We start from the raw sequence: 22,045 nt of genomic DNA on the forward strand, positions 1-22,045 counted from the left end.
GGCGCGGGAGGCGTCACCCGGCGAGGGCGACCTCGACCATGAGCCCGGGGGCGTCCGCCCCGGCGACGACGAGGTCGGCGACGTTGCCCGCCGCGCGCAGGTCGTCCCCGGCCCGCCGTACGGCGTCGGCCCCGGAGCCCGTCACCTCGGCGCGGGCGACGGGGGCGCGCATGGAGACCTTGGCCTCGGACTTGGCCCGGCGGATCCGGCGCAGCGCCTCGGCGGTTGCGGCCAGCACCTCCGGGTCGCCGTCCCCCTCACGCCCGGGCTCCGGCCAGCGGGACAGGTGGACCGACCCGTCCCGCCACCAGGACCAGACCTCCTCGGTGACGAACGGCAGGACCGGCGCGAACAGCCTGAGCTGCACCGACAGCGCCTCGCGCAGCGCCCCGCGCGCCGACAGCGCCCCGGGGCCCTCGCCGTACGCCCGGGCCTTGACCAGTTCGAGGTAGTCGTCGCAGAACCGCCAGAAGAACCGCTCGGCGGCCTCCAGCGCCCGCGCGTAGTCGCCGCCGTCCAGGGCCTCGGTGGCCTCGCGGACCACCTCCGACAGCGCCGCCAGCATCGAGCGGTCCAGCGGCTCGGTCACCTCGCCGCCCTCCCCCAGCCCGAGCACGAACCTCGACGCGTTGAGGATCTTGATGCCGAGCCGCCGCCCGATCCGGATCTGCCCCAGGTCGAACGCGGTGTCCGCGCCCGGCCTGCCGCTCGCCGCCCAGTAGCGCACCGCGTCGGAGCCGTGCTCCTCCAGCAGCCCCATCGGGGTCACCACGTTGCCCTTGGACTTGGACATCTTCTTGCGGTCGGGGTCCAGGATCCAGCCCGACAGCGCCGCCGCGCGCCAGGGCGGCGAGCCGTTCTCCAGGTGCGCGCGCAGCAGGGTGGAGAACAGCCAGGTGCGGATGATGTCGTGCCCCTGCGGCCGCAGGTCCATCGGGAACACCCGCGCGAACAGGTCCGGGTCTCGCTCCCACCCGGCCGCGATCTGGGGCGTGAGCGAGGACGTCGCCCAGGTGTCCATGATGTCGGCCTCGCCGGCGAAGCCGCCCGGCCTGCCGCGCTGCTCCTCGGTGTACCCGGGGGGCGTGTGCGAGGTGGGGTCCACCGGCAGCATGTCCTCCGGCGGCAGGATCGGCGCGTCGTGGACCGGCTCCCCCGCCGCGTCGAGGGGATACCAGACGGGGATCGGCACGCCGAAGAACCGCTGGCGGGAGATCAGCCAGTCGGAGTTCAGCCCCTCGACCCAGTTCTCGAACCGGGCCCGCATGTACGGCGGGAGCCACGTCATCTCGCGCCCGCGCGCCAGCAGTTCCGCGCGCAGCCCCGGGTCGCGGGCGCCGTTGCGGATGTACCACTGCCGCGTGGTCACGATCTCCAGCGGCCGGTCGCCCTTCTCGTAGAACTTCACCGGCCGCGTGACCGGGCGCGGCTCCCCGTCCAGGTCGCCGGAGTCGCGCAGCATCCCGGTGATGCGCTCCCGGGCCGAGTGCACGGTCAGCCCCGCGAGCGCGGTGTACGGCTCGCGCGGGACCCCGGCCGGCGGGTCGGGCAGCAGCCGCCCGTCCCAGCCGATCACCGGCCGGGTCTCCAGGCCCAGCTCGCGCCACCAGGTGACGTCGGTCTGGTCGCCGAAGGTGCAGATCATCGCCAGGCCGGTGCCCTTGCCCGGCTCGGCCAGCCGGTGCGCCACCACCGGCACCTCCACCTCGAACAGGGGCGTGCGGGCGGTGGTTCCGACGAGGTGCCGGTAACGGTCGTCGTCGGGGTGCGCCACCAGGGCCACGCAGGCCGGCAGCAGCTCGGGCCGCGTCGTCTCGACGTGCGCCGGGTCTCCCCCGGCGGTCGTGAACCGCACCCGGTGGAAGGCGCCGGGCCAGTCGCGGTCCTCCTGCTCGGCCTGAGCGACCGCGGTGCGGAAGGACACGTCCCACATCGTCGGCGCGGACGCGAGGTAGGCCTGCCCCCTGGCGTACTCCCGCACGAAGGCCCGCTGCGACGCGGCCTGGGCGGCGGGCCCGATCGTGGTGTAGAGCAGCGACCAGTCCACCGACAGGCCGACCCGCCGCCACACCTCCTCGAACGCCTTCTCGTCGATCGCGGTGAGCCGGTGGCACAGCTCCACGAAGTTCCGCCGCGACACCGGGACCGGCCGCTTCGGGTCCGGCTCGGCCGGCGGCGCGAAGTCCGGGACGTACGGCAGCGCGGGGTCGCACCGCACGCCGAAGTGGTTCTGCACCCGGCGCTCGGTGGGCAGGCCGTTGTCGTCCCAGCCGATCGGGTAGAACACGGCGCGGCCGCGCATGCGCTGGTAGCGGGCGATCGCGTCGGTGTGGGTATAGGAGAAGACGTGGCCGATGTGCAGCTCGCCGGAGACCGTGGGCGGGGGGTGTCGATCGAGTAGACCTCGTCGCGGGTCCTCGTGCGGTCGAAGCGGTAGGTCCCCTCCTCGGACCAGCGAGCCACCCATACCGCCTCAAGGCCATCGAGAGAGGGCTTCTCGGGCATGGTTCGTCGCTGATTCGTCATGCCGCGCCATGCTAACGAAGGCCGCTCCGGAGCCGCCAGTGAGAGAGACTAGAGGCGATCAATGAGTTCAGAGGGGATACGGAGTCTCACATGGCGGACAAGCCAGAGAAGAACGAGCTGGCCTGGCGGCTCGTCGGCGGGGTGGTCGCGATGGGGGCCGGGTTCGCCGCGCGCAAGGTCATCGAGTTCGGCTGGACGAAGGCCACCGGCAAGCGGCCCCCGGCGAACGTGGACGACCCCGAGCTGCGCCTGGCCGAGGCGCTCGGCTTCGCCGTGGTCATGGGCGTGGGCATGGAGGTCGCCCGCATCCTGGCCATGCGCACCGCCCACCGCCGCCTCTACCACCGCGTGGTGCGCAAGGTCACCGCCTGAGCCCGCCCGGCCCGGGGCCCGCGCGCGGCGCGGGCCCCGGGCTTGCTCAGCGCCCTTCGCGGGAGGTCTCGTCGTGGCTCTCCAGGGCGTCCATGAAGTCGGCCGCCCACCGGTCCACGTCGTAGGTCGCCACCCGGCGGCGCATCGCCCGCATGCGCTTGGCCAGCTCCGCCGGGTTCGCCCGCATCGCCTCCAGCATGATCTTCTTCAGGCCGTCGATGTCGTAGGGGTTCACCAGGAACGCCTGCCGCAGCTCGTCGGCCGCCCCGGCGAACTCGCTCAGCACCAGCGCGCCCTGCTGGTCGCCCCGGCAGGAGACGTACTCCTTGGCCACCAGGTTCATGCCGTCCCGCAGCGGCGTCACCACCATCACGTCGGCGGCGCAGTAGAGCGCGGCCAGCTCCGCCCGGGAGTACGACGTGTGCAGGTAGTGCACCGGCGGGGCCCCGAGCCTGGCGTGCTCGCCGTTGATCCGCCCCACCTGCAGCTCGATCTCGTCGCGCAGCAGGCGGTACTGCTCCACGCGCTCGCGGCTGGGCGTGGCGATCTGCACGAACACCGCCTCGCCGGGCGCGATGTCCCCGGAGCCGAGCAGCTCCCCGAACGCGCTGAGCCGCTGCCCGATGCCCTTGGTGTAGTCGAGACGGTCCACGCCGAGCAGGATCTTCTGCGGGTTCCCCAGCTCCTCGCGGATCTGCGCCGCGCGCCGCCACGTCTGCGGGCGCCGTACGACCTCGTCCAGCTCGTTGAAGTCCACCGAGATCGGGAACGCCTGGGCGCGCACCACGCGGTCGTCCACGAAGACCTGGTTGCCCTGGTACTTCAGGTTGAGCAGGCGGCGGCAGAGCCGGATGAAGTTGGACGCCGCGCCGGGGCGCTGGAAGCCGACCAGGTCCGCGCCGAGCAGCCCCTCGACGATCTGCCTGCGCCACGGCAGCCGGTAGAACAGCTCCATCGGCGGGAACGGGATGTGCAGGAAGAACCCGATGCGCAGGTCGGGCCGGAGCTCGCGCAGCATCGCCGGGACGAGCTGGAGCTGGTAGTCCTGCACCCACACCACGGCCCCGGGCGCGGCGACCTCGGCGGCCATCTCCGCGAAGCGCCGGTTGACCCGCTGGTAGGCCTCCCAGAAGCTGCGCTCGTAGACGGGCTCCCCCACCACGTCGTGGTACAGCGGCCACAACGTCGCGTTCGAGAACCCCTCGTAGTAGTCCTGCACCTCCTCGGCCGACAACGGCACGGGGATGAGATGCATGCCGTCGTCCTCGAACGGCTTGAGATCCTCGTCCGCGGCCCCGGCCCACCCGAGCCAGGCCCCGTGCCGGCGCTGGAGCACCGGCGCGATCGCGGTCACGAGCCCTCCGGGACTCCGGCGCCAGGCCGCTTTCCCCGTCGCGTCCGTCACCCGGTCCACCGGCAGCCGATTCGCGACGATCAGGAACGTGCAGCCGCCCGCCACATAGCCTCCCTCTGTAGATCCTCTTGGGGACCACTCTAGATACCGCCGCCATCCTCCCCGCGAACCGCCTGATCAAACGGGTGAACCCGGGGGTCAACCCCCCATTCCCCACCATTCCCGCAGTTCCCGTTCATCCCAAGGTGTCGGAAAGGCGAGGTTTTCGGGGTTTTGTACGACTAAAGCCTGCGTCGGCCGTTCTGTCTGCGGGCCGTCAGCCACTCGGGCCGGGCGGCGGCAGGCCGGGCTGTCAAGGGGGCTGTCAAGCCGTCAGGCGGGCCGCTCGGCACGCTGCTTGGCGGGCTGCTTGGCGGGCTGCTTGGCGGGCGGGAACTGCGCGCGGCAGGCACAACCGCCGTGCGAGAGCCGAGCGGCGCTCTCGGAGGGGAAGTGGCCCGCCCCGGCCAGGGTCCGGACCACCACCGGATCCCCCTCCGCCGCCAGGCTCACCACGAGCGGCCCGGGGAGGCGCGGCCTGGCCGCCAGTGCCCTGCGCACCTCGGCGTCCCCATGGTCGGCGAGCCAGACGAGCACGTCGGCGGGCGCGTCCGGGTCGGCCGCCATCTCCAGGAGCGAACGCGTGACCATTCCCCCAGCGTGCCACCCTCAACTGATTGCACCGTCAATCACTTTCCCCGCCGCGTTCCCCCTCGCGGGTGAGGCGGACCGCGCTCCGGGGGGAGGCCGCGGCCACCGCGCCCGGCGAGGCTGGCGGGGTCGTCCCGGCCGAGATCCCGGAGGAATGCGCGTGCCACCTCGCCCCGAGAGCCCCCCGCCCGCCCCGCGCCCCGCGTGGCGCGGCCGATGGCCGTCCTGGGCGCCCGTCGCGGCGGCCTGGTGGAGCGCCGTGTACGCCGCGGCGCAGGCCGGCTGGGCCGCGGCGGGCGTCCCCCCGGCCCCGATCCCCACGGTGCCGCTCCCGGCGTCCGCCCGGCTCGCCCTGGCCGTGATCGCCGCCGCCGCGGGCGCGGCCGCGCTGGCGTCCCGCCGTACGGCCCCCGGCCGGGGGAACCCGTGGGCGGGCCCGCCGCTGCTCCTCGGGTTCGTCATGTGCGCGGCGGGCACGACGGGCGCCCCGATGCAGTTCGTGACGCTCGTGTCCGGCGCGGGGGCGGAGGGCGTGGCCGCCCCGCTCGACGTGGCGCTGCACGCCACCGGGGCGGCGCTGCTGCTCGGCGCCTGGCTCGCCCACCGCCGGCGCGGGCGCGGGCGCTGCCCCCGCTGCGGTGGGGCGCACCCCGGGGCCGTGACGGGACGGCTCGCCCGCCCGGCCCCCTCGCGCGCGCCCGCGCGCGTGCGCGTCGCGGCCTGGCTCCTGCTGGGCGGCCTGCTGCCCTGGGCGGGCGTCAAGACCGTGTGGACCCTGGGCGGCGGCGCCCTGGGCGTCTCCGCCCGTGACTGGCGGACGGGCGCGGGCGACGCCGCGGTGGCGGACGCGACAGCCGCGGCCGGGGTGGACTTCACGGTGCTGGTCGCCGCCGCCGGGGCGTTCCTCGCCCTCGGCCTGCTGTACCCCTGGGGCCAGGTCTTCCCCCGCTGGACCCCGTTCCTCGCGGGCCGCCGCGTCCCGCGGGCCCTCCCCCTGGTCCCCGCCTGGCTCACCGCGCTGACCCTGGCCCCGTACGGCTGCGCCCTGCTCGCCTACGCCGCGCTCGCCGCCGCGGGGGTCCTCCCCCCGCCGGCGCCCGTGCCGCCGTTCACCGGGCCCGCCGGCCTCACCTGGATGATCGCCTTCGGCGGCCTGGCCTTCGCCGGGCTCGGGCTGGCTCTTCTGGCGGGCGCGATCTCCTACACCGCGCGCACCCGTCCCGCCTGTGAGGGGGTGGAGGCACCGGCCTGATCGTCACGCCGGGCCCGGGGCCGTCGCCCAGGGGGCCCGGGCGCCGCCGTACGGCGGGAGCGAGACGCCGTACGGCGGGCGCCGGATGAGGCGGGCCGGGCAGACGACCCGGGCGGATGGCCCGGGCGGATGGCCCGGGCCGGAGGGGTGAGGGGTCAGCCGGATGGCAGGGCGCGCTGGCGGGAGAGGTCGGCCCGCACCGACTCGGCCAGCTTGCGGGTGGCGGCCCGGTTGAGGGCGCCGCCGGCCACGGCGCCGGTCAGGAACGGGCCGAGGGTGGTCAGGTGGCGGCCCAGGGTGCGCATCAGGCGCTTGCGCAGGGCGCTCCTGGCGGCGGTCCCCAGGGCCACTGTCAGGGAACCCGGGGCCAGGGGATTGACACCCCGCTGGCGGGCCCAGGCGACGGCGAAGGTCTGCGCCCGCTGGACGCCGGTGCCCGGGACCTGGACGCCGTAGACCTCGTGGAGCTCGGCGATGAGCTTCAGCTCGATCGCGGCCACCACGAGGGTCTCGGCGGCGATCTGGGCGGGGGCCGACAGCAGGAGGGGCGGGGCGGCGTATTCGGCGGCGGCCACCGCGCCGCCGACCGCGCCCACGGCCGCCGTGGCGCGGCTGGCCGTGCGCACCAGGGAGTCGGCCAGGGCGTCGCCGGCCAGGCCGTGGTGGTGACGCTGGAGGGTCTCCAGGTCGCGGATGCGGATGTGGGGGACGACCGACTCGAAGAGGTCCGTCAGCCAGCGGCCGGTGGCGGCGCCGCGCACCCCGGCGCGGCGGGCGCTGGACCCCAGGGCGGCGGTGAGGCGGCCCAGGAGCCGGCGGCGCTCGGCGCGGTCCATGTCCTCGTCGGCGGACAACCGCCCGACGAGCTCGCCCACGTCGGCGCGCTCCGGCGGTTGTGCCGCGCTCTTGCTGTTCGCAGCCATCTCGCGGGACTCCTTACCCGGATTCCGCGCGGGCACCGCCTCGGCGGGGGAACCCGCGGCGCGCCCCTCGCCCGGGGCGGCCGCCTCGCCGGGCTCGTGGCCCGGATTCCCCGTGGCGGCCGCCTCGTTCCTCTCCGTGCCGGGCCCCTGCGCGGGCCGGGGGGTGTCAGACGTCACGTGTGACTCCCCTCAGGCCGCGCACTCCCGGCAGATCATCTGGCCGTTGCGCTCGGTGGCGAGCTGGCTCCGGTGGTGCACCAGGAAGCACCGGGAGCAGGTGAACTCGTCCGCCTGCCGCGGGAGCACCCGGACCGAGAGCTCCTCGTTGGACAGGTCCGCCCCCGGGAGCTCCAGCGACTCGGCCAGGTCTGTCTCGTCGATGTCGATCGTGCCGGACGACTTGTCCGCCCGGCGCGCCTGGAGTTCCTGCAGGCTGTCTTCACCGAGGTCGTCGTCGGTCTTGCGTGGGCTGTCGTAGTCGGTGGCCATTTACTCCATCCCCCTCATCATCTATGTTCGCTCCGCCTACTGCTTCGGCCGTGCTGCTCGCTTGGGCCTCGTCGCGCGCTTGTAACGCTCGGAAGGCTCAAGTTGTGCCCGATCCGAGCGGGAAATTCTGTCATGAGTACCCCGCCCGGACACGCGCTGAACCTCGCGACACGTCCGCTGGCCCGATCCGGTCAGTACGGTGACGCAAGTGTGGCCAAAGCCGCACTAACGTGATCGGTTCACGCGTGCCGCGGGCAACCGTACCGTGACGATGAGACCGCCGCCGTCACGAGGTGCCGCGGTGACGGTACCACCATGAGCGCGTACAACCGCACGCACGATCGACAACCCGAGCCCCGCGCCCCGCGCGGACTCCACCCGATCCGCGTGCAAACGCCTGAACGGCTCGAACAGGTCATCGACATCGTATGGGGGCACATGCGGCCCGGTGTTGGCGACCTGAATGAGGATTCCGCCCTCGGACGTCCCGGTACGCACCCAGACCTCGCCGTCCGGGACGTTGTACTTGATGGCGTTCTCCACGAGGTTGGCCGCACATCGTTCGAGCAGCACCGGATCACCCTCGGTCGTCCCCGAGTAGAGCTCGGCGCTCACCCTGACTCCCTGCTCGGCGGCGAACGGCGCGAGCTGGTCCACGGCGGTCTCGGCCACCTCGCGCACCTCGACGGCCTTGCGCACGGTCAGCTCGCGTTCGCTGCGGGCGAGCAGGAGCAGCCCCTCGATGAGCTTCTCGTTGCGCGCGTTGGTGCCCAGGAGGGTACGGCCGAGGGCCTTCAGGTCGCCCGACGCCTCGGGGTCGGCCAGGGCCACCTCCAGCACCGTGCGGTTGATCGCCAGCGGCGTCCGCAGCTCGTGCGAGGCGTTGGCGACGAACCGCCGCTGGGTGTCGAACGCCACATTCAGCCGGGCGAGCATCGCGTCGAACGTGTCGGCCAGCTCCTTGATCTCGTCGTCGGGCCCCTCCAGCGCGATCCGCTCGTGCGCGAGCGTGCTCTCCGACAGCCGGCGCGCGGTCGCCGTCATCCGCTGGAGCGGCCGCAGCGCCCGGTCGGCCACGACGTACCCGAGGATCAGCGCCAGGATCCCCACGCCGACGAGCGCCAGCGCCGACCGCGTCAGGAGCGAGTTCAGCACCCCGGAGACCACCGCCGAACGCCGCGCCTCGTACAGCGACTGGGCGTTCTCGACCACCTCCGGCGGCAGGCCCTCGGACAGCCGGTACATCTGCTCGAAGGTCGGGTAGGAGCTCTCCACGACCGGCACCATGATCGCGTAGACCACGAGGATCAGCGCCGCGCCGGCGACGAAGAACAGGCCGCCGTACGTCAGGGTGAGCCGCGCCCGCACGCTCAGCCGGCCGGGCAGGCCGCCGAGCCGCCGCAGCGGGCTCTCCCCGGGAGCCGTCCCGGCCCCCGGCGCGGCCCCGCCCGGTCCCCCCGCGCCCGCTCCCGGAGGAGCCGCGAAGCCCGGCGGCGTCACCGCCTGCGGGGGCGCCGCCGCCTGGCCGGGCGGTACGGCGCGCGCCCCGTCCCCGCCGGGCGGTACGGCGTGCGCCCCGTCGCCGCCCGGCCGTACGGCCCGGGGCGGCGGCTGGGCGGGTCCCGCGGGAGTGGGCCGGGACGGGGGCTGGGGCGTCGTCACAGGCGGTACCCCACTCCGGGCACGGTCTCGATGACCGCGGGCTCGCCGAGCTTCTTGCGCAGGGTCATCATCGTCACCCGGACCACGTTGGTGAACGGGTCGATGTGCTCGTCCCACGCCTTGTCCAGCAGGTCCTCCTGGCTGACGACGGCGCCCTCGGCGCGCAGCAGCTCTTCCAGGACCGCGAACTCCTTCTTGGTCAGCGAGATCTCCCGCCCCTCCCTCGTGACCGAGCGGCGGCCGGGGTCGAGGCGGACGCCCGCGCGTTCGAGCACGGGCGGCAGGGCGGGCGCCGAACGGCGGGCCAGGGCCCGGACGCGGGCGATCAGCTCCAGGAACACGAACGGCTTGGCCATGTAGTCGTCGGCGCCCAGGTCCAGGCCCTCGACCTTGTCGTCCACGTCGCCGGCCGCGGTGAGCATGAGGATGCGGCTGGCGCTGCGCCGTTCGACCAGCGCCCGGCACACCTCGTCGCCGTGCACCTTGGGCAGGTCCCGGTCCAGCACGATCACGTCGTAGTCGATGTAGCCCGTGCGCTCCAGCGCCGCGGCCCCGTCGTAGGCCACGTCCACGGCCATCGCCTCGCGCCTCAGCCCGGTCGCGATCGCGTCCGCGAGCACCCGCTCGTCCTCCACCACAAGCACCCGCACGGCTCGCGGCACCCCCCTCATCACGGTTGTCGTCGCATTCGTTATGCCACACCCAACGTAAGGGAGCGATAAGCCGCCATCCGCGCGCGAACCGCTAACGGCGCTCTTATGGGCGCGCTCGTACAACTTCTCTCGAACGGGAGCGCCCCCGGCTCCCCGATCTGGAAGCGGCAGACATGAGAACACTTCTCAAACCGCTCTTCATCCCCCTCCTGCTGGCCGGCGTCTCGCTGTCCGGCACGGCGGCGTGCGCGAGCTCGCCGAAGGCCGACGGGGTGGCGAGCGCGGGCGGCGGCACGGCGGCGGCCTCCGCCTCCCCCAGCGCGCAGGCGTCCTCGGACCCGCGCGACGACCAGCTCAAGTTCGCGCAGTGCATGCGCGAGAACGGCGTCAACATGCCCGACCCGGACCCGGACGACGGCAAGGTCCGCATCCACGGGAATCCGGGCAACCGGGACGCGGTCCAGAAGGCCCTGAAGAAGTGCGAGAAGCACATGCAGGGCGGCGGCCGGCGGCTCGACCCGAGCGACCCCGCGGTCCGGGACCAGATGGTCAAGTTCGCCCGGTGCATGCGGCAGCACGGGATCAACATGCCCGACCCGGAGCCGGGCTCCCGCGGGCACCGCATCGAGATCAAGAAGGGCGAGGAGGCCAAGTTCGAGCAGGCGTCCAAGGCGTGCGAGAAGTACGCCCCCGGCAAGCTCGGCAAGAGCAGCGAGAAGGCGGGCGGGTCATGAGGGGCCGGGGATACCTCGCGGCCGGCGCCGCGGTCCTGGTCGTCGCGGGCGGGGGCACGGCGGCGTACCTGATGACGGGCGAGGACGGGCGGACGCCGCCGAAGAAGGCGCCCACGTCCGCCACCGCCGAGGTGACGCGCGGGGACCTGGTGGACACCGCGAGCGTGGGCGGCACGCTGACGTACGCCGACGAGCGCAAGGTCCCGGGCGGCCCGTCCGGCACCGTGACCTGGGTCCCGGAGGAGGGCCGGGTCATCAAGCGCGGCCAGGCCCTTTACAAAGTAGATCGAAAGCCGATGACCCTCATGTACGGCAGGCTGCCCATGTACCGCACGCTCCGCCAGGGCGTCTCAGACGGGCCCGACGTGGAGCAGCTCGAGAAGAACCTGCGCGCGCTCGGCTACGGCGACGACATGACCGTGGACGACCACTTCTCCTACGCCACCCACCTCGCGGTGCTGGAGTGGCAGGACGACCGCGGCCTGCCGGAGACCGGCGCCGTGGACGCGAAGCAGATCGTGTTCCTGCCCGGCGAGGTGCGGGTGGCCGACGCGAAGATCGCCGTGGGGGACCGCGCCGCACAGGGGCAGGCGCTGACCGTCACGAGCACGCGGCGCCTCGTCCACGTCGACCTGGACGCCACCAAGCAGAACCTCGCCAAGAAGGGCGCCGAGGTCGGGATCGAGCTTCCCGACGGCTCCCGCACGGCCGGCCGGATCGCCGAGGTGGGCAGGGTCGCCGAGACCACCCAGAACGCCCAGGGCGAGGAGGCCGACCCCACGATCGACGTGGAGATCACGCTCACCGACCCGAAGAAGGCCGGCCGCCTCGACCAGGCCCCGGTCACCGTCGAGATGGAGAGCGAGCGCAGGAAGAACGTCCTCAGCGTCCCCGTCGAGGCCCTGCTCGCCCTGCGCGAGGGCGGCTTCGGCCTGGAGATCGTCGAGGGCGCCTCCCGCCGCGTCGTCGCCGTCGAGACCGGCGTGTACGGCGGGGGCCGCGTCGAGGTCTCCGGCGCCGGGCTGGCCGAGGGCATGCGGGTGGGGGTGCCGGAGCAGTGACCGTCATCGAGCTGATCGGAGTCACCAAGACCTACGACGGGCACGTGACCGCGCTGCGCGGCGTCGACCTGAGGGTGGACCCGGGCGAGCAGCTCGCGATCGTCGGCCCCTCGGGGTCCGGCAAGTCCACCATGCTCCACCTCATCGGCACCCTGGACCGGCCGACCACCGGGACCGTCCGCATCGCCGGGCACGACGTGTCCGCGCTGACCGACCGGGAGCTGTCGGCGCTGCGCGCCCGGCACATCGGGTTCGTGTTCCAGCAGTTCCACCTCTCCCCCGGCGTGTCCGCGCTCGGCAACGTGGCCGACGGCCTCATCTACACCGGCCGGCCGGTCACCGAGCGCCGCGAGCGCGCCCGCGCGGCCCTGGAGCGGGTCGGCCTCGGCCACCGGGTGGACCACCGGCCCGACCAGCTCTCGGGCGGGGAGCAGCAGCGCGTCGCGATCGCCCGCGCGGTCGTCGGCGACCCGCCGCTGCTGCTGGCCGACGAGCCCACCGGCAACCTGGACACCGCCGCGGGCCGCGAGGTGCTGGACGTCCTGCGCGGCCTCAACGCCGCGGGCACCACCGTGGCGATCATCACGCACGACATGGAGGTCGCCGCCCAGTGCCGCCGCCAGGTGCGGGTCCGCGACGGGCGCATCGTGGAGGACACCCGCGCCCCGGTCCCCCCGGTCCCCCTGGAGTCCCGGTGACCCGGCGGGCGCGGGGAGGCGGCGACCGCCTGGTCCCCGCGCGGCTGAGCCCGTCCGACGTGGCCCGGCTCGGCGCCGCCGGGCTGCGGGCCCGGCCCACGCGCGTGGTGCTGTCGGCGCTGGGCATCGCGATCGGCATCGCCACGATGGTCGCGGTGATCGGCATCTCCTCCTCCAGCCGTGAGCAGCTCCTGCGCCAGCTCGACGCCCTGGGCACCAACCTGCTGCGGGTCCAGCCCGGGCAGACCATGTTCGGCGAGGACTCCCGGCTGCCGAAGGAGGCCGTGGACATGGTGTCGCGGATCGGCCCGGTCTACACCGCCTCGGCGACCGGCAAGGTGGACGCCACGATCCGCCGCACCGACCGCGTCCCCAAGGAGGTCACCGGCGGCATCGCCGTCCAGGCGGCCACGCCCGCCCTGCTGACCACCCTGGAGGGCCGGGTACGGCAGGGCACCTGGCTGAACGCCGCCACCGAGCGGCAGCCGGCGGTCGTGCTCGGCTCCGTCGCGGCGTCGCGGCTGGGCGTCAGCCGTACGGGCGTGCAGGTGTGGGTGGGGAACCGGTGGTTCACGGTGGTCGGCATCCTGGACCCGATGCCGCTCGCGCCGGAGGTCGAGCGGTCGGCCCTGATCGGCTTCCCCGCCGCCGAGCGGTACCTGGGCTTCGACGGGCACCCGACCACCGTCTACGAGCGTTCGGCGAACGAGTCGGTGACGGCGGTGGCCGACGTGCTGCCGCGCACGGTCAACCCCGAGAACCCCGACGAGGTCGAGGTCAGCCGCCCCTCGGACGCGCTGGCGGCCCGCGCGGCGGCGGCCGGGGCGTTCACCAACCTGCTGCTCGGCCTCGGCGCCGTCGCCCTGCTCGTCGGCGGGGTGGGCGTGGCCAACACGATGGTGATCTCGGTGCTGGAACGCCGCAGGGAGATCGGCCTGCGCCGCTCCCTGGGCGCCACCCGGGGCCAGGTGCGGATCCAGTTCCTCACCGAGTCGCTGCTGCTGTCGGTCCTCGGCGGCGTGGTGGGCTCGGTGCTGGGGGCCGCCGTGACGGTCGGCTACGCCGTCTCACGCGGCTGGCCCCCGGTCGTGCCGCCCTGGGCCCTGGGCGCGGCCCTCGGCGCGACCGTGGCGATCGGGGTGATCGCCGGGATCTACCCGGCGGTTCGGGCGGCACGCCTGGCGCCCACTGTGGCGCTCAACACACCCTGAATCTCCCGAATCCCAGGTTTGACAGGCCGAGCGGGATGGGTAAGGGGAGCCTTAATCACTCCCGAGAGAGAAGGTGAGATGGGCGAGTTCACGGCGACGATCCAGGAGCGCCTCGAGCAGGCGTACGCCGAACTGCGGTCGGCCAGGGCCAGCGGCGACGACTTCCTGGCGGACGCTCAGGCGGCGGAGATCGAGGACCTGCGCAGGGTCGCGGCGGAGCACGGCGTCGAGCTCACCCGCTGCGCCTAGAGCGCCCGCGCGCCCCCCGCGGGCCCGCGACCATGACACGGCGGCCGCCGCCCGGACCCGGTCCGGGCGGCGGCCCCTGTCGTGCGCGCCTGGACACCTCTCCGGCCGCCCGCTCCCGCGCCTCGCCGTCAGGCGTCGCGCTCGGGGTCCAGGGGGACCAGGAGGTCGTGCAGCTCGGCGAACAGCTCCGGGGCGGCGCAGACGGTCATGTCGGGGTTGGCGGGCCGCCCGCGCAGGCCGCCGACGCGGGCCCCGGCCTCCTCGGCGATCAGGCCGCCGGCCGCGACGTCCCAGCGCTGCGGGCCGCGCTCGAAGTAGCCGTCCACCCGGCCGGAGGCCACCGAGCACAGGTCCACGGCGGCCGAGCCCCCGCGCCGGATGTCCCGCACCCGGGGCAGCACCTCGCGCAGCACCTCGGACTGGATCTCGCGGCGGCCCGCGCCGTACCCGAAGCCGGTCGCGATCAGGGCCCGGGCCAGCGGGACGCCGGTGTTGCAGCGCAGCCGCTCGCCGCCCAGCCACGCGCCGCGCCCGCGCACGGCGGTGAACACCTCCCCGCGGGGGGCCACGTCCACCACGCCCACCACGGCCTCGCCGTCCACCTCGGCGGCGACGCTCACGGCCCATTCGGGCAGGCCGTACAGGAAGTTCACCGTGCCGTCGATCGGGTCGACCACCCAGCGCACCCCCGTGCGGCCGGGCGAGGAGCCGCCCTCCTCGCCCAGGATCGAGTCGTGCGGCCGGGCGGCGGCGATGCGCGCCCGGATCAGCTCCTCGGCCTCCCGGTCGAGCGCGGTGACCACGTCGGTCGGGCTGGACTTGGTGTCCACCACCTCGGGCCGGGGCGGGCGCTTGGCCACCAGCATCGCGCCCGCCTCCCGCGCGGCCGCGGCGGCGATGCCGAGGAGTTCGTCAAGATCGTGATCAGTGCCGGTCATGTCCCGATCCTCCCGCATCGCCGCCGCCCGGGATCCGCCGGGTCACAGCAGGTCGGGGCGGGTCCACTCCTCGCCGAGCACGTGCCGCGCGAGGAAGGCGAGCACCGTCTCGTACCACGCGACGATGTTGCCGGGCTTCTGGATCCAGTGCCCCTCGTCGGGGAAGTACAGGAACTTGGCGTCCACCTCGTGCCTGACCAGGTCCCACCAGAGCCGCAGCGCCTCGCCGATCGGCACCCGGTAGTCCTTGTCGCCGTGGATCACGAGCATCGGGGTGCGGATCCGCTCGACGTGGGCGTGCGGGGACATGAGGCGGTTCCGCTCGCTGCCGGGCGGGCCGAACTCGCGCTGCCAGTACCCCGCGACGTCCGTGGTCGCCCCGAAGCCCGCCAGCTCCCACAGCGAGGCGTGGGTGACGATCGCCCTGAACCGCTCGGTGTGCCCGGCGAGCCAGTTCGCCATGTAGCCGCCGAACGAGCCGCCCATCGCGGCCACCCGCGCGGAGTCCACGTCCGGCCGCTCCAGGCACGCGTCGGTGATCGCCTCCAGGTCGCCCTGGACGACCTCGCCCCAGCGGCCCCACCCACGCTCGATGTGGCGCGGGCCGTACCCGGTGGACAGGGCGGGGTCGGGCAGCAGGACGGCGTACCCGTGGGCGGCCATGATCCACGGGTTCCAGCGCCACTGCCAGTCGTTCCAGCTCCCCAGCGGGCCGCCGTGGATCCACAGCAGCAGCGGCGCGGGCGAGCCCGCCGAGGCCCCGGAGGGCAGCACGAGCCAGGCGCGCAGCGGCGTGCCGTCGGGGGCCTCGGCGCGCACCTCGGCGACCGTGCCGGGCGTCTCCAGCGGCGCGGCCGGGGACGGCAGGGCGACGTGCTCGCCGGTGGCGACGTCGATCCGGACCGGCGCCGGGGCCTGGCCGACCGCCCCGCGCAGCGCGTAGACGTGACGGCCGTCCGGGGAGGGGCACGGCTCGGAGTACGCCGCGTCGTCGGCCGTCAGCCGCGTGGTCTCGCCCGTGGACAGGTCGTGGCGGTACAGGGGGCGGCGGCCGTCGGCGTCGGCGCAGACGTACAGGGCGTCGGGGCCGAAGGCGAGCGCCGCCGACGGCCACAGCGCGACCGTGGTGGTCTCGCCGGTCTCCAGGTCGAGCACGCGCACCTCGCTGTCCACGGGCGACTCGGTGGTGGCGTGGCGCTCGCGGTTGTAGGCGACGCGGCGGCCGTCGGGCGAGATCGCCAGCGGGCCCCAGTGGTCGTACCCGTCCTCGGAGGCGAGCACCGTGCGCTCCCCGGTCGCGACGTCGATGGCGACCAGGTCCTCGCGCATCTCGCCGCGCGGCAGCGGCACGGTCCAGCCGGTGATCACGCGGGAGCCGTCCGGCGTCACCGCGAAAGCCTGCTCGTCCAGCGCGCGGCCGGGCTCGGGCGTCAGGTCCCGCGCCTCCTCCGCCCCGTCCGGGCGCACGGCGGAGGCGAACAGCCGCGGCTGGGCGGGCCCGAGGTCGTGGTCCCAGAACCGCACGGGGTAGGACTCGTGCAGGATGGCGGTCACCCCGGCGTCCTCGCGCGCCTTGCGGCGTTCGGCGTCCCCCTCGGCGGGGCCGGGAAGCACCGGCGAGGCGAACACGATCCGGTCGCTCGCGGCGGCGGCGCGCACGCGGCTGACCCCGTGGGGCCGGGACAGCAGGCGGCGGGCCTCGCCCCCGGCGCGCGGCAGCAGCCACAGCGCGGGCACGTCGGCGTCGTCCCCGCCCTCCTTGGCCTCAGGGTCCGGTCTGCGCGCGGTGAACAGCAGGTCCCCCGAGGACGTGAACTCCGCCCCCGCCTCGCCCTTGGCCGAGCGCGTGAGCCGTGCGGCGGGACGCTCGCCCGCGGGGTCGATCTCCCAGACGGCCGTGCCGTACGACTTGCCGTCGGGGTTCAGCGACTGGACGACGGAGACGAGCCGGGCGCCGTCCGGGGACAACCGCAGCGACGTTACGCGGCGGATGGCGACATATTCCCTGATGTCCTTAAAGACGCTCACTTGATCGACGCTATCGCGTGAGGCTCCCCGGCGCGCCCCGTTCGGCCCCGCGTCAGGGTAAACGCGCGGATCCCCGGGGCGCGCGCGACGCGCCCCGGGCCCCGCGGCTACTCGGCGGGGGCCGCGTGCGGGGCGGGCTCGGGCTCGGCCGCCAGGTCGCGGACCATCCGGACGAAGGCCGGGTGGGTCCCGGCGGTGCCGGCGCGGGCGAAGGCCATGCCCAGCTTCGCGGCCAGGGCGGCGGCCTCCTCGTCCAGGTCGTAGACGACCTCCATGTGGTCGGAGACGAACCCGATGGGGGCCACCACGACCGCGCGGGTCCCGGCGGCGTGCAGCGCCTCCAGGTGGTCGAGCACGTCGGGCTCCAGCCAGGGGATGTGCGGCGGGCCGCTGCGGCTCTGCCACACCAGGTCGTACGGCCGGTCCCCGCCCACGGCGGCGGCGACGAGCGCGGCCGTCTCGCGGAGCTGGGCCTCGTAGGGGCTCTTGCCCGCCATCGACACCGGGATGCTGTGCGCGGTGAAGACCAGGCGCGCCTCGCCGCGCGCGTCCTCCGGCAGGGAGGCGAGCGCGTCGCGCACCCGGTCGGCGTTGGCCTCGACGAAGCCGGGGTGGTCGTGGTAGTGCCGCAGCGGCACGATCTCCGGGGCGCCGGGGCCCACGGCCGCGCGGGCGGCCTCGATCGCGTCGAGGTACTGCCGGCAGCTCGACCACGAGCAGTACGCGGCGGTGATGAAGGCGGCGGCCCGCCGTACGCCGTCGGCGGCCATCTGGCGGAGGGTGTCCTCAAGGAGGGGGTGCCAGTTGCGGTTGCCCCAGTAGATCGGGAGGCCGAACCCCTCCCCGACCGCGGCGATCAGCTCGCGGTTCTGCGCGTTGATGGGGCTGACCCCGCCGAACCGGTGGTAGTGCTCGGCGACCTCCAGCAGCCGCTCGCGCGGGACGTTCCGGCCGCGGGTCACGTTCTCCAGGAAGGGCAGCACGTCGTCGGGCTTCTCCGGCCCCCCGAAGGACACGACGAGCAGGGCGTCATAGCTGGTCATAGTGCTCCCAGCCTAGACGGCCTACGGATAGCTCCGGGCGTAGGCGTCGGCCAGGGCGAGCACCTTGCGGACGTACGCGTCGGAGTGGTTGTAGTGCCACACCGCCTTGGCCAGGCCCTCCCGCCCCCGGGTCGCCCCGTGTTTGCACAGGTAGATCGCGGCCGCCGGGACCGCGTCGTAGGCGTTGTGGACGTCCTTCCTCCCGTCGCCGTCGCCGTCCACGCCGTACGACCTCCACGTCGAGGGCAGGAACTGCATGGGGCCGAGCGCCCCGGCGCTGGACGGGCCGGAGTTGCGCCCGTGGTCGCTCTCCACCTGGCCGATCGCCGCGAGCACCGACCAGTGCAGGCCGGGGCAGGTGTGCGCGGAGCTCTTGTAGAGCTCCAGGTAGGTGAGCGGCCTGGGCCGCTCGGGCTCCGGCGGCGGCGTGGGGGACGGCGCCGGGGGCGCCGGCTCCGCCGTCTCTCCGCCGAGGGCGACCACCTGGGCGTTCCGCCCCAGGACGCCGCGGACGCCCCGGCCCACCTTGGCGCTGTCGGCCTTCTGGGCGCCCACGAGCACCGCGACGCCCGGCAGGAGGCCGAGCCGGGTCCCGAGGGCGGGGTTGACGATGCCGTCCACGCCGGGCAGGCCCAGCGGGGCCGAGCCGCCGACGCGCACCCGCCGCCCGGCCACCGTGTGGTCGGCCCCGAGCCGCAGCCCCAGGTCCCGCTGCGCGGCCGAGGACACGATCAGCTCGCCGCGCTCCAGCGCCCGCCACAGCCCGTCCTCGGCGGCGGTGCCCGGCGGGGTGAGCGGCCGGAACCGGGCCGGGTCCACGGCGAGCAGGCTCAGGGGGCGCGGGCCCGCCGCGACCGCGCCGCCGTCCAGCACCACCACGCCGTCCACCCCGTCGAGCCCGGCGATGCGCCCGGCCAGCGCGCGGTCCACCGGGGTCTGGGAGATCGCGAACACCTGCGGCGGGGACTTCAGCGCCCACTCCCCGCCCGCGCCGTCCGCGCCGCCCGCACCGTCCGTACCGTCCGCGCCGCCCGCGCCGTCCGCGGAGCCGGCGCCGCCCGTGCCGTCGCCCCCGTCCGCCGGCGCCTCCGCCCCGGCCATCCGCGGGCCCGGGCCCACGGGGGCGGCGCTCCCGTCCAGGACGAGGTAGACGCCGGTCGCGCCGACGCCGGCGACCAGGAACGCGAGCGCGGAGAACGCCAGGAACGCCCGGGGAAGAGAGGGAAAGCGTTTCACGTTGGACCCCATGCGACGGTTAGATCCTTTACGCCGGGACGATACGGTCTTGGGCGCACCATTCCACGGGGGACGGGAGAGACGTGGCCAACCCATACCGCGGGCTGTTCAGCCTGCCCGGCGCACGCGGCTTCGTGATCGCTGGCTTCATCGGGCGCATGTCCATGTCGATGCTGGGAATCGGCGTGCTGCTGCTCGTTCAGGTCGCATCCGAATCGTACGCCACGGCGGGCGCCCTCTCCGCGGTCGTGGGACTGGCGTACGCCGTGGGCGCGCCGTACTTCAGCCGCCTGGTGGACCGGTTCGGCCAGTCACGCGTGCTCGCCCCGCTGGTGGCGGTGCACGGCGTCACGCTCGCCGGGTTCCTGGCCGCCGTGGAGGCGGGCGCGCCGCAGTGGACGTGGTTCCTGCTGGCGCTGGTCGCCGGGGCCACCGCGCCGTCGATCGGGTCCATGGTCCGGGCGCGCTGGGCGCACCTGCTGAACGGCTCATCCCGGCTCCAGACGGCGTTCTCCTTCGAGTCGGTCGTGGACGAGGTCATCTTCGTCACCGGGCCCGCGCTCGTGACGTTCCTGGCCACCGGGGTGCACCGCGCGGCCGGGGTCGTGCTCGCGCTGCTCGTCACCGTCGCCGGCACCGCCGGGCTGATCCTGCAGAAGGACACCGAGCCGCCGGTCAGGAAGCGTGAGGAGGGCGTCCGCTCGGGCAGCCCCATGTCGAACCCCGGCATGGTGCTCGTCTCCGTCGCGCTGCTGGCGATGGGCGGCGTCTTCGGCTCCATCGACGTGCTCGCCGTGGCGTTCGCCGACCACCAGGGCGTGAAGAACCTGGCCGGGCTGCTCATCTCCGCGTTCGCGGGCGGCAGCATGATCTCCGGCCTGTGGTTCGGGTCGCGCGAGTGGCGCGTCTCCCTGCGCGACCGGTACGTCCGCGCGCTGGCCGTCTTCGCGGTGATGCTGCTCCCGCTGGTCTTCGTGCACAACATGGTCTTCATGGCGCTCGTGCTGTTCTTCGCCGGCCTCGCGATCTCCCCCACGATCATCACCGCGTACGCGCTGACCGAGCGCCTGGTCCCGCCGCACCTCCTCACCGAGGGCATGTCCTGGCTCTCCACCGCCGTGGGCGTCGGCGTGGCCGCGGGGGCCGCCGCCGCGGGGCGCCTCGCCGAGTCCTACGGCGCCCAGAACGCGCTGGCCTTCCCCATGATCTGCGGCCTCCTGGCGGTGGCCCTCGGCCTCTCCGGCTCCCCCCTCCTGCGGGCCACCACCGACCGGCAGCCCTAGCCGGCCCCTCTCCGCGGCCGGCCGCGCCCGCGCCCGCGCCATCGCCCTGATCACGGCGGGTCCGGCGGCGGGCCGCGGAGCCCGTCCGGCACCGGCTCCACGGCGCGGCCGGGCGCCCATGGGACAGGCCCCGGGGACGGGGAAAAGGGATCTGTTGCGGCGAGCGAATCGTGAGTACTCTTCACGTTTATGACGCGGACAGGCACGGAGTGGCGGAACTGGGCCGGCAACCAGCGTGCCGTGGCGGCCGAGGTGCGGACGCCGCGGTCCACCGAGGAGGTGGCGCGGGCCGTGCTCGACGCCGCGGAGCGCGGGCTGCGCGTGCGCATGGTGGGGACCGGGCACTCGTTCACCGACATCGCGGCGACGGACGGGATGATGCTGCGGCCGCACGGGCTGACCGCGATCCGCTCGTGCGGGCCGGACCGCGTCACGGTCGAGGCGGGGCTGCCGCTCAAGGAGCTGAACCGCTACCTGGACGGGCGCGGCCTCGCGCTGGCCAACATGGGCGACATCACCGAGCAGACGGTCTCGGGGGCGATCCAGACCGGCACGCACGGGACCGGGCGCGAGATCGGCGGGCTCGCCGACCAGGTCCTGGAACTGGAGCTCGTGCTGGCCGACGGGTCTGTGGTGACGTGCGGGCCCGGTGAGGACCTGTTCGACGCCGCGCGGGTCGGGCTCGGCGCGCTCGGGGTCGTGACGGCCGTGACGTTCCGGGCCGAGCCGGCGTTCCTGCTGCGCGCCGTCGAGGAGCCGATGCGGTTCTCCGAGATGCTGGGGCGGCTCGACGAGCTGACCGAGCGGAACGAGCACCTGGACTTCTACTGGTTCCCGCACACCGACGGGTGCGCGACCAAGCGCAACAACCGCTGCGCCGGACCGGCCCGCCCGCCGAGCGCGTTCAAGACGTGGCTGGACAAGAGCTTCCTGCAGAACACGGTCTTCGGCGCCGCGTGCGCGCTGGGGGCGCGGTTCCCCGCCGTGATCAAGCCGGTGAACCGGGTGTCGGCGAGGCTGATGGCCGGCAGCGTCTACAGCGACGTGTCGCACAAGGTGTTCACGTCGCGGCGTGACGTGCGCTTCCTGGAGCAGGAGTACGCCATCCCGCGCGAACGGCTCGGCGAGGCCCTGCGAGCCGTACGCGACGTGGTGGAGAGCGGGCCCTGGCGGATCGGGTTCCCCGTCGAGGTGCGCGTGACGCCGCCGAGCGACGCCTGGCTGTCCACGGCGTACGGCCGCGCGAGCGCCTACATCGCCTGCCACGTCTACCGGGAGACCCCGAACGAGGCGTACTTCCGCGCGGTCGAGGAGATCATGGTCTCCATGGACGGCCGCCCGCACTGGGGCAAGCTGCACACGCGCGACGCGTCCTACCTCGGCAAGGTATATCCGCGTTTCACCGACTTCGTGGCCATGCGGAACCGCCTCGACCCGGAACGCCGGTTCACCAACGCCTATCTGGACCGGATTCTGGGGAGCTGAGCACGTCCTCGGCCGTCGATCACGCCCTCGGATGTACAGTCCGGTAGACGAGTTCCTCGCCGCCGCCTGGCCCGCCAGACGCAGCGAATCCCGCTAATTCGGACCTATGCCGCGAAACTCCTAACCGACTCTTGCAGTATGTTCGGACATGCCGGGCG

Annotated in this window: 19 protein-coding genes and 1 pseudogene; 9 read left to right on the forward strand and 11 right to left on the reverse strand. The window is 74.3% G+C overall.

Annotated elements, in window-relative coordinates; all coding sequences use genetic code 11:
* Window positions 1-13: 13 nt before the first annotated feature.
* Window positions 14-2,526, reverse strand: a pseudogene (valS, locus tag D5H75_RS07245) (valine--tRNA ligase).
* A 90-nt stretch (window positions 2,527-2,616) separates the two neighbouring features.
* Between valS and D5H75_RS07250 the strand changes: the two are divergent.
* Window positions 2,617-2,898 carry a DUF4235 domain-containing protein gene (locus D5H75_RS07250; protein ID WP_119925552.1) on the forward strand — a complete coding sequence of 94 codons (282 nt, stop codon included), beginning with the start codon at window positions 2,617-2,619 and terminating at the stop codon, window positions 2,896-2,898.
* A gap of 46 nt (window positions 2,899-2,944) precedes the next feature.
* Here D5H75_RS07250 and D5H75_RS07255 read toward each other — a convergent pair whose 3' ends face one another.
* Together D5H75_RS07255 and D5H75_RS07260 are read right to left on the reverse strand one after the other, a co-directional pair.
* Window positions 2,945-4,357, reverse strand: a complete 1,413-nt coding sequence (locus D5H75_RS07255) for an alpha,alpha-trehalose-phosphate synthase (UDP-forming) (RefSeq protein ID WP_119925553.1) — start codon at window positions 4,355-4,357, stop codon at window positions 2,945-2,947.
* A gap of 267 nt (window positions 4,358-4,624) precedes the next feature.
* The gene (locus tag D5H75_RS07260) at window positions 4,625-4,942 is read right to left on the reverse strand and encodes a hypothetical protein (protein ID WP_119925554.1); all 318 of its coding nucleotides are present in this window, start codon (window positions 4,940-4,942) and stop codon (window positions 4,625-4,627) included.
* Window positions 4,943-5,102: 160 nt separating this feature from the next.
* Between D5H75_RS07260 and D5H75_RS07265 the strand changes: the two genes are divergently transcribed.
* Window positions 5,103-6,194: a hypothetical protein gene (locus D5H75_RS07265; RefSeq protein ID WP_147425083.1), complete on the forward strand. Its 1,092-nt coding sequence runs from the start codon at window positions 5,103-5,105 to the stop codon at window positions 6,192-6,194.
* Window positions 6,195-6,349: 155 nt separating this feature from the next.
* Here D5H75_RS07265 and D5H75_RS07270 read toward each other — a convergent pair whose 3' ends face one another.
* From D5H75_RS07270 to D5H75_RS07285, 4 genes are all read right to left on the reverse strand, one after another.
* A complete protein-coding gene (locus tag D5H75_RS07270; protein WP_340137753.1) occupies window positions 6,350-7,294 on the reverse strand; it encodes a hypothetical protein in 945 nt (314 codons plus the stop codon).
* A 12-nt stretch (window positions 7,295-7,306) separates the two neighbouring features.
* Window positions 7,307-7,606 carry a DUF4193 domain-containing protein gene (locus tag D5H75_RS07275; protein WP_119925556.1) on the reverse strand — a complete coding sequence of 100 codons (300 nt, stop codon included), beginning with the start codon at window positions 7,604-7,606 and terminating at the stop codon, window positions 7,307-7,309.
* A gap of 225 nt (window positions 7,607-7,831) precedes the next feature.
* Entirely contained in the window at window positions 7,832-9,106 is a 1,275-nt protein-coding gene (locus D5H75_RS07280) for a sensor histidine kinase (protein WP_422673501.1), read from the reverse strand.
* Window positions 9,107-9,264: 158 nt separating this feature from the next.
* Window positions 9,265-9,918, reverse strand: coding sequence for a response regulator transcription factor (locus D5H75_RS07285; RefSeq protein ID WP_119925557.1), 654 nt, complete (start codon window positions 9,916-9,918; stop codon window positions 9,265-9,267).
* 176 nt (window positions 9,919-10,094) lie between these two features.
* On the opposite strand from D5H75_RS07285, the gene D5H75_RS07290 reads away from it, so the two are divergent.
* The 5 genes from D5H75_RS07290 (at window position 10,095) to D5H75_RS41330 (ending at window position 13,874) form a co-directional block, all read left to right on the forward strand.
* Complete coding sequence (locus D5H75_RS07290) at window positions 10,095-10,655, forward strand: hypothetical protein (RefSeq protein ID WP_119925558.1); 561 nt, start codon at window positions 10,095-10,097, stop codon at window positions 10,653-10,655.
* On the forward strand, window positions 10,652-11,716 hold the full coding sequence (locus tag D5H75_RS07295; protein ID WP_242454037.1) for a peptidoglycan-binding protein: 1,065 nt from the start codon (window positions 10,652-10,654) through the stop codon (window positions 11,714-11,716). Before D5H75_RS07290 ends, D5H75_RS07295 begins: the two co-directional genes overlap by 4 nt.
* On the forward strand, window positions 11,713-12,414 hold the full coding sequence (locus D5H75_RS07300; RefSeq protein ID WP_119925559.1) for an ABC transporter ATP-binding protein: 702 nt from the start codon (window positions 11,713-11,715) through the stop codon (window positions 12,412-12,414). The genes D5H75_RS07295 and D5H75_RS07300 overlap by 4 nt, the downstream gene beginning before the upstream one ends.
* Entirely contained in the window at window positions 12,411-13,625 is a 1,215-nt protein-coding gene (locus D5H75_RS07305; protein WP_119925560.1) for an ABC transporter permease, read from the forward strand. The genes D5H75_RS07300 and D5H75_RS07305 overlap by 4 nt, the downstream gene beginning before the upstream one ends.
* A gap of 78 nt (window positions 13,626-13,703) precedes the next feature.
* Window positions 13,704-13,874: a hypothetical protein gene (locus D5H75_RS41330; RefSeq protein ID WP_202637908.1), complete on the forward strand. Its 171-nt coding sequence runs from the start codon at window positions 13,704-13,706 to the stop codon at window positions 13,872-13,874.
* A gap of 128 nt (window positions 13,875-14,002) precedes the next feature.
* On the opposite strand, the gene D5H75_RS07310 is transcribed toward D5H75_RS41330, so the two are convergent.
* The 4 genes from D5H75_RS07310 to D5H75_RS07325 all read right to left on the reverse strand — a co-directional run bounded on the left by D5H75_RS07310 (window position 14,003) and on the right by D5H75_RS07325 (window position 19,131).
* Window positions 14,003-14,812, reverse strand: a complete 810-nt coding sequence (locus D5H75_RS07310; protein WP_119925561.1) for an inositol monophosphatase family protein — start codon at window positions 14,810-14,812, stop codon at window positions 14,003-14,005.
* Between the two features lie 42 nt (window positions 14,813-14,854).
* Window positions 14,855-16,840, reverse strand: a complete 1,986-nt coding sequence (locus D5H75_RS07315) for a S9 family peptidase (protein WP_119925562.1) — start codon at window positions 16,838-16,840, stop codon at window positions 14,855-14,857.
* Between the two features lie 107 nt (window positions 16,841-16,947).
* Window positions 16,948-17,883, reverse strand: a complete 936-nt coding sequence (locus tag D5H75_RS07320) for a ferrochelatase (RefSeq protein WP_119925563.1) — start codon at window positions 17,881-17,883, stop codon at window positions 16,948-16,950.
* 21 nt (window positions 17,884-17,904) lie between these two features.
* Window positions 17,905-19,131 carry a lytic transglycosylase domain-containing protein gene (locus tag D5H75_RS07325; protein WP_242454038.1) on the reverse strand — a complete coding sequence of 409 codons (1,227 nt, stop codon included), beginning with the start codon at window positions 19,129-19,131 and terminating at the stop codon, window positions 17,905-17,907.
* Between the two features lie 71 nt (window positions 19,132-19,202).
* Here D5H75_RS07325 and D5H75_RS07330 point away from each other — a divergent pair, with 71 nt between their 5' ends.
* Window positions 19,203-20,402, forward strand: coding sequence for an MFS transporter (locus D5H75_RS07330; protein ID WP_119925564.1), 1,200 nt, complete (start codon window positions 19,203-19,205; stop codon window positions 20,400-20,402).
* A 189-nt stretch (window positions 20,403-20,591) separates the two neighbouring features.
* On the forward strand, window positions 20,592-21,887 hold the full coding sequence (locus D5H75_RS07335; protein WP_119925565.1) for a D-arabinono-1,4-lactone oxidase: 1,296 nt from the start codon (window positions 20,592-20,594) through the stop codon (window positions 21,885-21,887).
* Window positions 21,888-22,045 lie beyond the last annotated feature (158 nt).

The sequence above is a fragment of the Bailinhaonella thermotolerans genome, from assembly GCF_003594875.1.
GTDB lineage: Bacteria > Actinomycetota > Actinomycetes > Streptosporangiales > Streptosporangiaceae > Bailinhaonella > Bailinhaonella thermotolerans.